13 protein-coding genes are annotated in these 14,875 nt (G+C 64.3%); 6 read left to right on the top strand and 7 right to left on the bottom strand.

Annotation, left to right across the window (positions count from 1 at the left end):
* Positions 1 to 216: 216 nt before the first annotated feature.
* From ACJRPG_RS08170 to ACJRPG_RS08160, 3 genes are read right to left on the bottom strand one after another with little or no spacing between them, the layout of a single operon-like run.
* The gene (locus ACJRPG_RS08170; protein WP_407999569.1) at positions 217 to 573 is read right to left on the bottom strand and encodes an Hpt domain-containing protein; all 357 of its coding nucleotides are present in this window, start codon (positions 571 to 573) and stop codon (positions 217 to 219) included.
* A gap of 2 nt (positions 574 to 575) precedes the next feature.
* Complete coding sequence (gene upp, locus ACJRPG_RS08165) at positions 576 to 1,226, bottom strand: uracil phosphoribosyltransferase (RefSeq protein ID WP_407999568.1); 651 nt, start codon at positions 1,224 to 1,226, stop codon at positions 576 to 578.
* A gap of 41 nt (positions 1,227 to 1,267) precedes the next feature.
* The gene (locus tag ACJRPG_RS08160) at positions 1,268 to 2,962 is read right to left on the bottom strand and encodes an isovaleryl-CoA dehydrogenase (protein WP_407999567.1); all 1,695 of its coding nucleotides are present in this window, start codon (positions 2,960 to 2,962) and stop codon (positions 1,268 to 1,270) included.
* A gap of 218 nt (positions 2,963 to 3,180) precedes the next feature.
* Here ACJRPG_RS08160 and ACJRPG_RS08155 point away from each other — a divergent pair, with 218 nt between their 5' ends.
* Both ACJRPG_RS08155 and ACJRPG_RS08150 read left to right on the top strand, forming a co-directional pair.
* Positions 3,181 to 4,911, top strand: coding sequence for a putative bifunctional diguanylate cyclase/phosphodiesterase (locus ACJRPG_RS08155; RefSeq protein ID WP_407999989.1), 1,731 nt, complete (start codon positions 3,181 to 3,183; stop codon positions 4,909 to 4,911).
* On the top strand, positions 4,908 to 6,404 hold the full coding sequence (locus ACJRPG_RS08150; protein ID WP_407999566.1) for an HDOD domain-containing protein: 1,497 nt from the start codon (positions 4,908 to 4,910) through the stop codon (positions 6,402 to 6,404). The genes ACJRPG_RS08155 and ACJRPG_RS08150 overlap by 4 nt, the downstream gene beginning before the upstream one ends.
* On the opposite strand, the gene ACJRPG_RS08145 is transcribed toward ACJRPG_RS08150, so the two are convergent.
* A complete protein-coding gene (locus tag ACJRPG_RS08145; protein ID WP_407999565.1) occupies positions 6,405 to 7,556 on the bottom strand; it encodes an MFS transporter in 1,152 nt (383 codons plus the stop codon).
* 63 nt (positions 7,557 to 7,619) lie between these two features.
* Complete coding sequence (aroC, locus tag ACJRPG_RS08140) at positions 7,620 to 8,723, bottom strand: chorismate synthase (RefSeq protein WP_407999564.1); 1,104 nt, start codon at positions 8,721 to 8,723, stop codon at positions 7,620 to 7,622.
* A gap of 168 nt (positions 8,724 to 8,891) precedes the next feature.
* Between aroC and ACJRPG_RS08135 the strand changes: the two genes are divergently transcribed.
* Positions 8,892 to 11,153: an EAL domain-containing response regulator gene (locus ACJRPG_RS08135; protein WP_407999563.1), complete on the top strand. Its 2,262-nt coding sequence runs from the start codon at positions 8,892 to 8,894 to the stop codon at positions 11,151 to 11,153.
* Positions 11,154 to 11,171: 18 nt separating this feature from the next.
* Here the strand turns inward: ACJRPG_RS08135 and ACJRPG_RS08130 are convergent, their stop codons facing one another.
* A complete protein-coding gene (locus ACJRPG_RS08130) occupies positions 11,172 to 11,627 on the bottom strand; it encodes a CBS domain-containing protein (RefSeq protein ID WP_407999562.1) in 456 nt (151 codons plus the stop codon).
* A 143-nt stretch (positions 11,628 to 11,770) separates the two neighbouring features.
* Between ACJRPG_RS08130 and ACJRPG_RS08125 the strand changes: the two genes are divergently transcribed.
* A complete protein-coding gene (locus ACJRPG_RS08125; RefSeq protein ID WP_407999561.1) occupies positions 11,771 to 12,472 on the top strand; it encodes an alpha/beta fold hydrolase in 702 nt (233 codons plus the stop codon).
* Here the strand turns inward: ACJRPG_RS08125 and ACJRPG_RS08120 are convergent.
* Positions 12,469 to 13,839: a YihY family inner membrane protein gene (locus tag ACJRPG_RS08120; RefSeq protein ID WP_407999560.1), complete on the bottom strand. Its 1,371-nt coding sequence runs from the start codon at positions 13,837 to 13,839 to the stop codon at positions 12,469 to 12,471. The genes ACJRPG_RS08125 and ACJRPG_RS08120 overlap by 4 nt on opposite strands.
* 38 nt (positions 13,840 to 13,877) lie before the next feature.
* Between ACJRPG_RS08120 and wrbA the strand changes: the two genes are divergently transcribed.
* Positions 13,878 to 14,486, top strand: a complete 609-nt coding sequence (wrbA, locus tag ACJRPG_RS08115) for an NAD(P)H:quinone oxidoreductase (RefSeq protein ID WP_407999988.1) — start codon at positions 13,878 to 13,880, stop codon at positions 14,484 to 14,486.
* Complete coding sequence (locus tag ACJRPG_RS08110) at positions 14,486 to 14,875, top strand: DUF2069 domain-containing protein (protein WP_407999559.1); 390 nt, start codon at positions 14,486 to 14,488, stop codon at positions 14,873 to 14,875. Before wrbA ends, ACJRPG_RS08110 begins: the two co-directional genes overlap by 1 nt.

Here is a 14,875-nt window from a genome sequence, read left to right as displayed (position 1 = left end):
ACCCAAGTATGCGATGGCAATCCAACTGCACTACATTGAAACTAAACGATCCCGTATTATACCGGACCCCGCAGGAAAAGTACGTTTTAACTGAACTTTCCGCAAAATCTCGGCAATTTCACGCTGCGTTCGCGACAGGGGAGTGTTTTTTTCACCCAAATGTGCTTGGCATGAATGTAACTATAGACAATATCGCTTGACTACGTTTGATAATTATCAATCGTGCGCGGGGTATGTTGCAGATTGGGGATCGCGACGGGCCCAGGCCAGGAATTCCCGGATGCCGGCCTCGGCATTTCCCCACGGCGCGCCCTGCTCCAGCATGGCCCGCACATCCTGCTCCAGGCGGCGCGCCTGCTCGCCCAGCAGGCGGAAACCGAAGGAACCGGCCGAGCCTGCAATGGTGTGCAGCGCATGGTGCAGGACTTCCAGCTGCGCAGTTGTTGGATTGCCACTAAGACAGCCTTCCAGTCCCTGCTCTACCGCGTCCAGCCGTTCCGGCAAGGCGGCGGCGTACTTGTGGGCCAGGGCCAGCAGGCGTTCGCGGAAGGACGGGTCGGCAGGCGTGGCCATGCTTATTTGGTGCCGAAGATGCGGTCCCCTGCATCGCCGAGGCCCGGCATGATGTAGGCGTGGTCGTTGAGGTGGGAATCCAGCGAGGCGCAATAGATTTTTACGTTCGGGTGCGACTTCTGGAACACTTCGATCCCTTCCGGCGCTGCCACCAGGGCCAGGAAGATAATCTGCTCGTCGCTCACGCCGCGGTTTTTCAGCACGTCCACCGCGTGCACCGCCGAGTTGCCGGTGGCAACCATCGGGTCGCACAGGATGAAGGTGCGGTCCACCAGGTCCGGCAGGCGCACCAGGTATTCCACCGGCTGGTGGGTTTCCGGGTCGCGGAACACGCCGATATGGCCGACGCGGGCCGAGGGCACCAGGTTCAGCAGGCCGTCGCTCATGCCGATGCCGGCGCGCAGGATAGGCACCACGGCCAGTTTTTTACCGGCGATCACCGGCGCGGCGATGGTTTGCAGCGGGGTTTCGATCTCGCGCGTGGTGAGCGGCAGGTCGCGGGTGATTTCATAGCCCATCAGCAGCGTGATTTCCTTCAGCAGCTCGCGGAAGGTGCGGGTGGACGTGGACTTGTCGCGCATGTGGCTCAGCTTGTGCTGAATCAGCGGGTGGTCGGTGATAAACAGGTTCGGGAAGCGCGGATCTTGTTTCATATGAGGTGATGTTCTGGCGTTTGTATGCCGCATTATCCCAGTCAAGTGCGCGGGCTGTCCACTGGCAGGGCCCGCGCCAGAATGGCTGCGCAGTCCACGCCGGCCGGCAGCCGGCCGAAGGCGCCGCCAGGCTCGCGCGCAATGCGCGAGGCGATGAAGGCGCCGCTGACGGCGGCCGGCGCATGGCGCAGCAGCAGGCCTGCCTGCACCGCCAGCACGATGCGTTCCGCCAGCAGGCGCGCGCCGTATTCGTCGATGGCCTGCGAACGCAGCTGGGCCAGCAAGGCGCCGGTGAAACGCAGGTAGTCGGCATTGTCCCCGCCGGCCAGCTGCAGTTCGGCTTCCAGCGCATCGGCGGCGGCGGGCGAACGGCCGAAAGCGCGCAGCAGGTCCAGGCACATCACATTGCCCGAGCCCTCCCAGATCGAATTCACCGGCAGCTCGCGGTACAGGCGGGCCAGCGGGCTTTCCTCCACATAGCCGCTGCCGCCGATGACTTCCATCGCTTCCGCGCCAAAGGCGGGACCGCGCTTGCAGATCCAGTATTTGCCTGCGGGCGTGAGCATGCGGCCCAGCGCTGTCTCGGCCGCATCTGCCGGATGGTCGAAACAGCGCGCCAGGCGCAGCGCGAAGGCGGTAGCCGCCTCGGATTCCAGCGCCAGGTCGGCCAGCACGTTCTGCATCAGCGGCTGTTCGGCCAGCGCCTTGCCGAAGGCGCTGCGCTGGCGCGCATGATGCAGCGCATGGGTGAGCGCGGCGCGCATGGCGCCGGCGCTGCCGAGCACGCAGTCCAGCCGCGTGTGGCTGCCCATTTCAAGGATGGTAGGAATGCCGCGCCCCGGTTTGCCGAGCAGCCAGCCGTAAGCGCCGGTGAACTCCACTTCCGAAGAGGCATTGGAGCGGTTGCCCAGTTTGTCCTTCAGGCGCTGCACGCGCACTGCATTGTGGCTGCCGTCATCCAGGAAGCGCGGCACAAGGAAGCAGGACAGGCCGGCGCTGCCCTCATCGTCGGTTTGCGCCAGCACCAGGTGGGCGTCGCTCTGCGGCGCCGAAAAGAACCATTTGTGGCCCACCAGGCGGTATACATCCAGGCTGTGGGCGCCGAACACGCGCTGCGCTTCGGCCGGCGGCACGGGCTCGGCCCGCGTGGTGTTCGAGCGCACGTCGGAGCCGCCCTGCTTCTCCGTCATGCCCATGCCGATCAGGGCGCCGCGCTTCTGGTCGATGGGCAGCGGGCGCGGGTCGTACTCGGTGGACAGGATCTTGGGCAGCCAGCGCGCAGCCAGCGCCGGCGACTGGCGCAAGGCTGGCACGCTGGCATAGGTCATCGTGACCGGGCACTGGGAGCCGTTCTCCACCTGCCCGAACAGCAGGTAGGCGGCCGCCCGCGCCACCTGCGCTCCGGGGCCGGGGCGGGTCCACGGCGCCGAATGGGCGCCCGAACTGATCAGCAGCATCATCAGCGCGTGCCAGCTGGGGTGGAAGTCGATTTCGTCGATGCGGCGCCCCTGGCGGTCGAAGTTGCGCAGCACCGGGCCATTGGCGTTGGCCTGCTGAGCCAACGCCAGGGTTTCGGCCCGCCCCAGCCGCCGTCCCAGTTCGGCCAGCTCGGGAATATGGCCGCGCCCGCCTTCCCTGGCCAGGGCTTCCTGCAAAGGAAGGTCGGCCTCAAACAAATTAACATTTTCGAAGGCTGCCGCCTGATTAAAAACGTGGTGCGTATCGAACTGGTTCATGGTCCCTCCGCATGTCTCCGGTACCGGCAATATTGCCCAATAAATCATCAAGATGCGACATTTTCCTCACCCATTTTGCATAATTGCCGCACGCCAACAGCCTTTTTTGCGTTAAGTTGGCCTTTAATTGTCTTTTTTCATGTAATAAATGTCAGTTCGGTGATACATTTGTTTCTGCTTTACCAGTTGAAATACTCTGAAAGACCTTTTTATTCGTGATGCAGCCTAGCTCCACCATCCCTGCGAACGATCCCCGGCCCGAATTCGACAGTTTGCTCGAAGAGGCCGGCGATGTGGTGTTCCGCCTCAATATGGCGGGCCAGATCCTGTTCGCAAGCCGGCGCAGCGCAGCCATTGTCGGCCATGCGCATGAAATGCAGGGGCAGCCGCTGGTCGTATTCGTGTCCGAACTGGACCAGATGGCCCTCAAAAGCGCGCTGGCCGATGTGATGCAGGTGCAGCCGGTCAGCCGCGTGGAAGCGCGCCTGCGCTGCGGCGAACTGGAAGTATGGTTCGAATTGCGCGTTTCCGCCTATGCCAACACGGCAGGCGTGCGCGAGCTGCTGGTGGTCGGGCGCGACATGACCATGCAGCACGCCACCGAGGAGCGCCTGCGCCATATGGCCACGCACGACGCTCTCACCGAACTCCCCAACCGCCTGCTGCTGTCCGACCGCCTGCGCATGACCATCGCCCAGGCCCGGCGTTCCGGCCAGGGCTTTTCCGTTGCCACGATAGGCCTGGACAGCTTCAAGAAAGTGAACGACGGCCTTGGCCATCCGGTAGGCGACGCCGTGCTGCGCATGGCCTCCGCCCGCCTGCGCAAGACGCTGCGCGACTCGGATACCCTGGCCCGCGTGGGCGGCGACGAATTCGTGGCCATCCTGCCCGGCACCTTCAATGACGCGCAGATCAAGCTGGTAACGGGGCGCCTGCTGGCTACCCTGCAGTCGCCGTTTGAAGTGGAAGGCCACACCATCTATATCGGCGCCTCGGTCGGCGTGTCGGTTTACCCCGAACACGCGGAAGATGAGATCCGCCTGGTGGCGATGGCGGATGCCGCCATGTCGCGCGCCAAGCAGACCGGCAAGGCGCGCAGCGTGGTGTACAGCCCGCGCGACAACGGCCCGCCGGAACACGATATCTCGCTGGAAGCGGCCATGTTCTCGGCCGTGCGCGAGGGCGAGTTCATGCTCTATTACCAGCCCATCGTGGATGCGCGTTCGCGCGAGATCGAAGGCTTCGAGACCCTGATGCGGTGGAAGCACCCTACCCTCGGCATGGTGCCGCCGGCGCGCTTCATCCCGATCGCCGAGACCAATGGCCTGATCAACCTGCTGGGCGCCTGGGCCCTGAAGTCGGCCTGCGTGCAGCTCAAGCAGTTCCAGGAAACCGCCAAGCGTCCGCTCTATATCTCGGTGAATATCAGCCCGCGCCAGTTCCGCAGCGACAAATTCCTCGAAGTGCTGGATGAGGCGATCGCGCTCTCCGGCCTGTCCGGCGAACAGCTGGTGCTGGAAATCACCGAGGGCACACTGATGATCGACCCGGTGCATGCGGAAGAGATCCTGGGCCGCATGGCCGAGCGCAAGGCGCGTATCGCCATCGACGACTTCGGCACCGGCTATTCCTCGCTGGCCTATCTCAAACGATTCCCCATTTCCGTTCTCAAAATCGACCGCGTCTTTATCCGCGACCTGCCTGCGTCCCAGAAGGATGCTGCGATCTGCAATGCCGTACTGGACCTGGCCAAGCACCTTGACCTGTCCGTGGTGGCCGAAGGCGTTGAGAACGAAGACCAGCTGCACTACATCAAGGAGCGCGGCTGCCAATACATTCAGGGATACCTGACCGGCAAGCCCATGGCCGCCAATGTCGCCGTCGCCGCCCTGCGCGACAGCACATATGCCAGCCTGATGCCGGAAGAACTGCGCCAGGTAGCACAATGAACATGCCTTCAGAATCCCGACATCCGCTCGGCGAGCAAACCATCGCCCTGCTGTGGGAACGCACCCGCAGCCGCGGCGACATGCCTGCTTTCGCCAAGGCCATTACCTCGATTCTCGGCGCGATGCGCGGTGAGGACGACAGTGAATTCAGCATGACCGAGACCGTGCTGTCCGACCCCGTCCTCACGCAGAAGGTGCTGCGGCTTGCCAACAGCAGCATGTATTCGGCCTTCGGCCAGCACGTCAACACCGTTACCAAGGCCGTGCTGGTGCTCGGCACGGAGGCCATCGGCCACCTGGCGCTGGGCCTGAAGCTGATCGAGGAGCTGTCGGTGGCATCGCCGGACAGCACCCTGGCCCACATCGAAATGGAAAAGGCCGTGCTGGCCGGTATGGTGGCGCGCGAAGTGGCCACCAGCGCCGAAAGCCGCCACGCCGAGGAAGCGGTGGTCTGCTCCATGCTGCATACGCTGGGCCGCATGATGGTGACGTTCTACATGCCCGAAGTGTGGGCGCGCATGCAGCAGCGCGCCGGTTCGGGCAAGGAAGATCTCGCCGCTCCCGAGCTGCTGGGGCTTTCGCTGGAAGAGATTGGCCGCACCACCGCCGAGCACTGGGGACTGCCGCAAAACCTGCTGTCCGGCATGCGCACGCTGGAACCGCCGCCGGCTGGCGCCGAGGTATCGCATGCGGACTGGATTGCGGGCGTGTCCACGCTGTCGCGCCTGTGCGCTTCCTCGCTGTGGAATGACGACGAAGCCGGCGCCGCCGAAGTGGCGCGGCTGGCGGAACGCTATTCGTCCATGGTGGGCGTGGCGCCGGAAAAAATGCATACGGCGATCGGCCATGCGCGCGCTGCGGCAGCGGCCGACCTGTCCATCGCTCCCCTGTCCCGCCCTGCCGAACGCCGCGCCCGTGCGCTGGCGAAAACGCGGCAGCGCGCCGCGGGCAACAAGATCCTGCTGCGCGGCCTGGCCGATATGCGCGATATGGTGGACACGGCGAGCCCTGGCCAGATGGTGTCCGTGGCGCTGGAAATCGTCTACAAGGCGCTGGACTTCTCGCGCGCCGTCGCCTTCGTGCGCAACCGCCGCGACGGCCGCTATGCGGCCAAGATGTGCTTCGGCGATTCCGTGAAGGAGTTCATGTCCGCCATGGCGTTCGACGATATCTACGAGCCGAACGTCTTCCATGCTGCGCTGAACAGCGACCGCGTGATCTTCATCGAGAACGCGCGCGACGCCAAGTTTGCCTCCAAGCTGCCGCAATGGTGGAAAAGCACGCTGGCCACCGCGCGCAGCTTCGTGATCCTGCCGCTGTCGGCCAACGGCCAGCCGGCGGGCTTCATCTACGGCGACTGGGACGAATCGTTCCCGCCCATTCAGCTGAGCCAGACGGAGTTCGGCCTGCTGAACGATATGCGTGCGCTGGTGGTGAAAGCCGTCGAACGCCGCCACCAGCTCGAAGTCTTCAACACCACCCGCGTGGCCTGATTACGCTGCGTCCAGGCGCTGGAAGCGGAAGCTGAGCACCGCTGCCAGCGCACTGGCGGCCACCATCGCCGACGCCACGTAGTAGACCGAGGCCGGCCCCATGTTTTCCCAGCATTGCGTGAGGAACAGGCTGCCCAGCGAGCCGCCAAGGCCGAATGACAGGCTGATATACAGCGCCTGGCCGCGCGCCTGCAGCGAACCCGCGAACCAGCGCTGCATCGTGGTGACCGCGGTGGAATGGTGCAGCGCGAAAGTGGCGGCGTGCAGAACCTGCGCTACAACGAGCCAGAGCAGCGAATCGGCCAGCGCGCCAATCATGGCAAAGCGCACCACACCTATGCCGAGCGCCACATACATCATGCGCTGCGCGCCCCAGCGCCGCATCAGGTTGCCCTGAAAATAGAACAGCAGCACCTCGGCCGCCACTCCCAGCGACCACATGGCGCCGATCACCTTCTTGCTGTAGCCATGCTGTTCCAGGTACAGCGAATAGAAGGTATACAGCGCCATATGGGCCGCCACCATGAAGGCGGTGGAGAGGAAGAAGGCCTGCACCTCACGCTTGCGCAGCACCTGCATCAGCACCGGCGGCGGCCCTTTGTGCTCGATGCGCGGCACTTCGCGCAGGCGCAATGCCGCCAGCAGCACGCATAGCAGCAGCGCGCCGGCCGCCCAGGGCAAGGCCAGCGCCCCATGCCGGTCGAGAATGAAGGAGGCGCACGTTACCGTCAGGATGAAGCCGATGGAGCCCCACATGCGGATGCGCCCGTAATGCGTGAGGTTGCCGCGCATTTCGGACATCATCAGCGCCTCGCAGATCGGCCCCTGCGCGCTGGTGAAAAGGTTCAGCAGCACCATGGCTGCAAACATGTGGGCCAAGGTGGAGCCGAAGAAGAAGCCGGAGAATGCCGTCAGCGCGCAGATGCCGGTCAGGCGCAGCACGAACACGCGGCGCTCCGAATGGTCGGCCACATAGCCCCACACATTCGGGCCCAGGATACGCATCACCTGGATCAGCGCCATCAGCGTGCCGATCTGGCCGACCGTCATGCCTTTCTCGGCGAAGAACAGCGGCGCGTAGGTGGAGAAAGTGCCCGCGTGGGCGTAGTAGCAGAACAGGAAGAGCGCGAAACTGGCGGCTTGTGCGGGCATGGTGTGGGACGGCGGTGCTTCAATGCGCTGGCGGGGCGCCGCTGCCCCGCCGCAGGACTGGGTTTACTTCCGGCGTGCGATATCCGGCGTGTTCACATGAACGTCGCCGCATTGCGCGCGGTGCTGCAGGGCGTGGTCCATCAGCACCAGGGCCAGCATCGCTTCGGCGATCGGCGTGGCGCGGATTCCGACGCAAGGGTCGTGGCGGCCGAAGGTTTCCACCATCAGCGGATTGCCTTCCTTGTCGATGGAGCGGCGCGGCGTGCGGATCGAGGAAGTCGGCTTGATGGCGATGGACACCGTGATATCCTGCCCCGTCGAGATGCCGCCGAGGACGCCGCCAGCGTTATTGCCGACGAAGCCTTCCGGCGTCAGTTCGTCGCCGTGCTCGGAGCCGCGCTGCGCCACCGAGCCGAAGCCGGCGCCGATTTCGACACCCTTTACGGCGTTGATGCCCATCATGGCGTAGGCGATGTCGGCATCCAGCTTGTCGTAGATTGGCTGGCCCAGGCCGACCGGCACATTGCGCGCCACCACGTCGATGCGGGCGCCGATGGAGTCGCCATCCTTGCGCAGCGCATCCATATAGCTTTCCATGCGCGCGATCAGGTCCGCGTCGCCGGTGGCCGCGAAGAAGGGGTTGGACGGTACATGCGACCAGTCCTGGAACGGCACCGCGATCTCGCCCAGCTGGCTCATGCAGCCCGCGAACTCGGTGCCGTACTTCTCCTTCAGCCATTTCTTCGCAATCGCGGCAGCGCCAACGATGGGCGCCGTCAGGCGCGCCGAGGAACGGCCGCCGCCGCGCGGGTCGCGCACGCCGTATTTGTGCCAGTAGGTGTAGTCCGCGTGGCCGGGCCGGAAGCTCTCGGCGATATTGCCGTAGTCCTTGCTGCGCTGGTCTTCATTCCTGATCAGCAGTGCGATCGGGGTGCCGGTGGTCACGCCTTCGTACACGCCGGACAGGATCTGCACCGAATCCGGTTCCTGGCGCTGCGTCACGTGGCGCGAGGTGCCGGGCTTGCGGCGGTCCAGCTCCGGCTGGATGTCCGCTTCGGACAGCGCCATGCCGGGCGGGCAGCCATCGATCACACAGCCGATGGCCGGACCATGGGATTCGCCGAAAGTGGTGACGCTGAAGAGCTTGCCAAAGGAATTGCCAGACATAATTTGCCGAATTGCACTGAAACCATACATTCTACCGCGATCGGGCTTGCCGAACCAGCGAGAAATTCTCGCAACAAAAGTCACTTTTCTTAGTAGAAACATATGTTCCAGACGGAATCCGCTATATACTGCCTTTCAAGGAACACCAAGCTATTGGAGAAGTGACACATGCCCCCATCGATCACTCCCCTTGGCCCTGCCAGGGACGATCAGGACGATTTGGTATTCCTGGACGAGCCCGCCACGCAGACGACCGGCGGCGCCCAGCGCAGCGCATGGCGAGTGATGATCATCGACGACGATGAAGACGTGCACTCGACCACCACCTTTGCCCTCGGCAGCCTTGAGATGCAAGGCCGTCCGCTGGAGTTCGTGCATGCCTACTCGGCCGCCCAGGCGCGCGAGCTGCTCAAGCACGAACACGATATCGCCGTCATCCTGCTCGACGTGGTCATGGAACAGGACGACGCGGGCCTGCACCTGGTGCGCCATATCCGCGAAGTGCTGAAACTGGCCGATGTGCGCATTATCCTGCGCACCGGCCAGCCGGGCTATGCGCCGGAAATCGACGCCATCCGCGATTTCGACATCAACGATTACAAGACCAAGTCCGAGCTCACGCGCATCAAGCTGTACACGACCGTGACGGCGGCCGTGCGCTCCTATGAACAGATCCGCAAGATCAGCGACAGCCGGCGCGGCCTGAACCAGATCGTCCACGCGGGCACGGAGCTGATGGCGCTGCACGGCGTGCGCAATTTCGCTGCCGGGGTGCTGGCGCAGGCCGCGAGCCTGTTGGGCCAGCAGGCCAACGGCGTGCTGTGCGTGCAGGAGTGCCCGGATACCGGCTGCACCGACCTCGCCGTGATGGCGGCCATGGGCGGCTTCCACCATCTCGGCAACCGCGACGTCACGGTACACAGCGATGCGCGCGTGCTGGCGGGCATGGAGCAGGCCGTATCGCGCCGCCGCAATGTGTACACGGGCGATGCCGTGGCCCTCTACTTCGCGGGCAAATCGAGCCGGGTCTTCGTGGCATGGCTGGAGATGCCGCGCCCGCCCACCGAACTGGAAGAGCGCCTGCTGGAAGTGTTCTGCGCCAACGTGGCGGTGGGCCTGGACAATGTTGAACTGGTGTCGCACCTGCACAATGCGGCCTTCTACGACAATCTCTCCAAGCTGCCCAACCGCACACGCCTGATCGAGATCCTGGATGCCACCCTGGCGGGACCGGCGCGCGACGATGCCACGCTGTCGCTGGTGGACCTCGACCACTTCGCGGAAACCAATGACGCACTGGGCCATGCCTTCGGTGACACGCTGCTGGTAGCCGTGGCAATGCGCCTGCAGACCAGCCTTGGCCAGCAGCTCACCGTGGCCCGCATCAGCGGCGATATTTTCGGCGTGCTGGGCGATGCCACCCAGGTCAATCCGGCCGCCATCCTTGCCCTGTTCCAGAAGCCCTTCAGCATCGACGGCCAGGATGTGCAGCTTTCGGCCACGCTCGGCCTGGTACGCCTGTGCGAACACGATGGCAACGGCTCGGATGCGCTGAAGGACGCCGATATCGCGCTGAAGCGCGCCAAGAGCCAGCAGCGTTCCGGCCATTTCTACTTCACGCGCAGCATGGGCGTGGAGATCCGCGAACGCGTGCGCATGATGCATGCCCTGCGCACGGCATTCAGCAAGAACGAACTGTTCGTGATGTACCAGCCGCAGATCGATTTACGCACGCGCCGCCCGGTCGGCGCCGAAGCGCTGCTGCGCTGGCGCACTGCAGACGGCAAGTTCGTTTCGCCGGACCGCTTCATTCCCATTGCGGAGTATTCGGGCCTGATCATCGAGCTGGGCGAATGGGTGCTGCGCACCGCCTGCCATGAGCTGGTCACGCTGCGCGCGGCGGGACATGAGGACTTCACGATGTCGATCAACGTTTCGCAAGTACAGTTCCGCCATCCCCTGTTCCTGCAGATGCTGAAGCAGGCGCTGGCCGATACGGGCGCCCCGCCTGAATACGTGGAGCTCGAAATCACCGAATCGATGGCGATGGAGGAACCCAACCTGCTGATCGAAATGCTGGCCCAGATCAAGCAGACCGGCGTGAGCATCGCGATCGACGATTTCGGCACCGGTTTCTCTTCCCTCTCCTACCTGCAGCGCCTGCAGATCGACCGCCTCAAGATCGACCGCGCCTTCGTCACCGAAATCACGCACTCGGCGCGCGGCAGCAGCATTGCGGAAATGGTGATCCAGCTGGGCCGCAACCTGGGCCTGTCCGTGATTGCGGAAGGTGTGGAGGACGAGCGCCAGGCGCAGATCCTGTATTCGCTGGGCTGCCCGATGGCGCAGGGCTTCCTGTTCGCCAAGCCGATGACAGCCGATGTGCTGGATGCGTGGCTGGGCAAGGATGCCCTGAAGGGCGTCGCCTGATTGACGCCGCCGCGCGGGTCAGTTCGCGGTTTCGTCGGCTTCCGCAGGCCAGTCGCGGATATAGGCCTTGAGCATACGGTTTTCGAAGCTCTGCGCTTCCAGCACGGCACGCGCCACGTCATAGAAGGAAATCACGCCGAGCAGGGTTTTGGCGTTCATCACCGGCAGGTAGCGCGCATGCTTTTCCAGCATGATGCGGCGTACTTCATTCACTTCCGTATCCGGCGTCACCGTAATCGGGTGGTCGTCCATATGCTTGCGCACCGTGCCGCCGCCAACCGAGCCATTGTTCGTGTGCAGGGCGCGCAGCACTTCGCGGAAGGTCAGCATGCCCACCAGGTCGCCGAACTCCATGACGACCAGCGAGCCGATGTCCTTTTCGGCCATGGTGTTGGCCGCCTCCACCAGCGGTTGATCCGGGGTGATGGTGTACAGGATGCTGCCTTTAACCTGGAGAATTTCGGAGACTTTCATGATGGCCCGTCCTGTCCGCTGTGAATGGAGTTTGTTTTATTGTAAGCCTTACTGGGGAATTTAGCGTAAGCCGGATTAAAAATCCAGTATTGAGCATAATCAGAAATGCAACAATATTCATATTAGTGATAAAGGAGACAGGCATGAGCCAAACCGTCGTGTTCATCCACGGTGCACTGAACGATCATTCGGTATGGAATCCGCAGGCCGCCTCACTGGCGCAGCAGGGTTTCCAGGTGCAGGCGCTGGACCTGCCGGGCCATGGCGCCCGCCCCGGCCCCGCGCCGGCCTCGGTGGAGGAGATGGCAGTGTGGCTGCTGGCTGAGCTGGAGCGGCTTGGCATCGGCCAGGCGGTACTGGCGGGACACAGCATGGGTTCCCTGGTTGCGCTGGAAGCGGCCTTTCGTGCCCCGCAGCGCGTCGCGAAGCTGGCGCTGCTGGGCACTGCCTGCCCCATGCGGGTATCCGACGCCCTGCTCGACGCCGCGCTGAACGACGAAGCCGCGGCAATCGGCATGGTGACGGAATGGTCGCATTCCCTGCCCGCGTACAAGGCAACGTCGCGGCAGCTGATGGAGCGCGTGGCGGCCGGCGGCGGCCTGCTGCACCGCGACCTGAGCGCCTGCAAGGCCTATGCGAACGGCGAAACGGCGGCGCAGTCCTTGCGCTGCCCTGCCCTCATCGTCTTTGGCGAAAAGGATGTGATGACGCCGCCGAAAGCGGCGCGCCGGCTGCTGGAGGCCATGCCGCACGCGCAGCAGGCCACGGTGGATGCGGGACACCAGATGATGTCCGAGCGGCCGGAGGAAGTGAGCGCCGCGCTGGCGGCTTTCCTGCGCGGCTAGCGGCAGTCCAATGGGCCGAAATGGTCGGTCAGGGTGCGGCCCAGCCCTGTCTCCACCGCCGATTCCACTTCGCGCGCCAGGCGGGCAGCTTCGCGGCTGGCCTGGATGTCGCGCTCGTCGTCGGAATCGTTGGCTACGCCGGCGTTGACAGCCATGCCGCCGAAGACAAAGAGGCGGTACACGTCTGCCAGCGTGAGTTTGTCCATATTCGCCAGCAGCACCCAGTTGTCGCCGCCGTCGCTCACGCGCTTGCCGAACTGCACGCGCGGCGCGGCGTCCACCTTGACGCGGCCGACCCAGCCCTGGGCCTGCATCTGCTCCAGCAGCGTCTCCATTTCGTCGAAACCAAGCCGCGTGCGGGAACGGATGGCCGCCGCACTGACCAGCGCCGTATCGCCGCATTCACTGGCCACGTGCAGCACGCGCAGCACAGCCATGGCATCGACAAAGGCGCCGCCCGGCACCGCCTCATGCCACCAGCGCTCGTATTTCACCACCGGCAGCGCCGCCGTCAGCAAGGCGCCCAACAGGGCGATGAGCCAGGAGAGATACACCCAGAGCAGGAACAGCGGCAGCGCCGCCAGCGCGCCATAGATGCGGGAATAGGTCGGGAACTGCGTGATGAACACGGCAAAGCCGCGCTTCGCCAGTTCGAAGGCCACCGCGGCCAGCATGCCGCCGCACAGCGCATCGCGCCAGTCCACCACGCGGTTCGGCACCGCCATGTAGAGGAAGGTGAAGCCCGCCGTGGCGAGCACCACCGACAGCAGCGTGTAGAACAGCTGGCCGAAGATATCGCCCACCAGGCTGGTGGTGGCGCTGAAGATGTGGGTGGATAGCGTGATCGACACGCCCACCAGCAAGGGCCCCAGCGTGATCAGCGCCCAGTAGACGAGGATGCGCCGCGTCCAGCGCCGTTCCGCCTTCACGCGCCAGATGCGGTTGAAGGCGCGCTCGATCATGCCCATCATGGCCACCGACGTCAGCACCAGCGTCACCGCGCCCACGGCGGAAAGGCGCGTGGCCTTCGAGGCGAAGGTGGTGAGGTAGTTCAGGATGGTGTTGGCAATGGCCGGCGGCAGCACCCCCTGGATGAAATAGGCTTCCAGCGAGGTGCGGAAGGTCTTGAACATCGGGAAGGTGGTGAACACGGCCAGCGCGATGGTCAGCACGGGCACAAGCGCGAAAACCGTGGTGAAAGTGAGGCCGCCTGCCACCTGGGGCAGGCTTTCTTCGCGCAGGCGGCGGCGCGCAAACAGCATCAGGTCACGGATTTCGTTCCACGAAAGCGCGCGCAAGTCGGCGATGCCGCTGCGGCAGGTACGCGAAACGTAATTGAAGAATGGGGCGATGTACTTGGAAAGCATGTATTCGTTTTTGGACGTGCAGCCCTATAATACCAATGATGAACGATTCCAACCTGATAATTCTTGTCCTATATTATTCCCGCCACGGCTCGACCCGCAAACTGGCGGAACTGATCGCCCAGGGCATCGAGAGCGTGCCGGGCTGCGATGCGCGCCTGCGCACGGTGCCTGCCGTATCCACGGTGACGGAGGCGACCGCGCCGGATGTGCCGGCGGACGGCGCGCCCTATGTGGAGCTGTCCGACCTGGAGGAATGCGCAGGCATCGCCGTCGGTTCGCCTACGCGTTTCGGCAATATGGCGTCGGCCATGAAGTATTTCTGGGACGGGACGTCGGCGCAATGGCTGTCCGGCGCCCTTTCCGGCAAACCGGCCTGCGTATTCACCTCCACCGGCAGCCTGCACGGCGGCCAGGAATCGACGTTGCTGACCATGATGATCCCCCTGCTGCACCACGGCCTGATGGTGCTCGGCCTGCCCTACAGCCATCCGGAACTGATGACGACCGCCAGCGGCGGCGGCCCCTACGGCGCCAGCCACTGGTCCGGCCTGGAAGGCAAGAAGCCCATCACGGACGACGAAAAGCGCCTCGCCATCGCGCTCGGCCGCCGCCTGGCCGAAACCGCCGTGCGCCTGGGAGGCCGCTGATGCGCCGCGCCGGATTGTTCCATTACGGGGCGCTGGCCAGCGTGGTCCTGCTGATCCTGTGGTGCGTGGCGTGGGAGATGTTCATCGCGCCGCTGAAACCGGGCGGCTCGTGGATGGCGCTGAAGGCCCTGCCGCTGGTCTTTCCGCTGGCCGGGGTGCTCAAGCGCGACATCTACACCCTGCAGTGGACCTCGATGATGATCCTGCTGTATTTCACCGAAGGCGTGGTGCGCGGCTGGAGCGACAAGGCCCATGCATGGCTGGGCTGGGGCGAAGCGGCCATCTCCGTGGCCTTCTTCATCTGCGCCATCCTGTATGTGCAGCCGTACAAGAAAGCCGCGCGCAAGGCCGCCAAAGACCTGCTCGACAAGATCAACCAGGCCCGCTGA

The sequence above is a fragment of the Pseudoduganella rhizocola genome (genome assembly GCF_045984285.3).
Taxonomy (GTDB): domain Bacteria; phylum Pseudomonadota; class Gammaproteobacteria; order Burkholderiales; family Burkholderiaceae_D; genus Rugamonas.
This window is presented reverse-complemented; position numbering and strand designations above follow the sequence as displayed.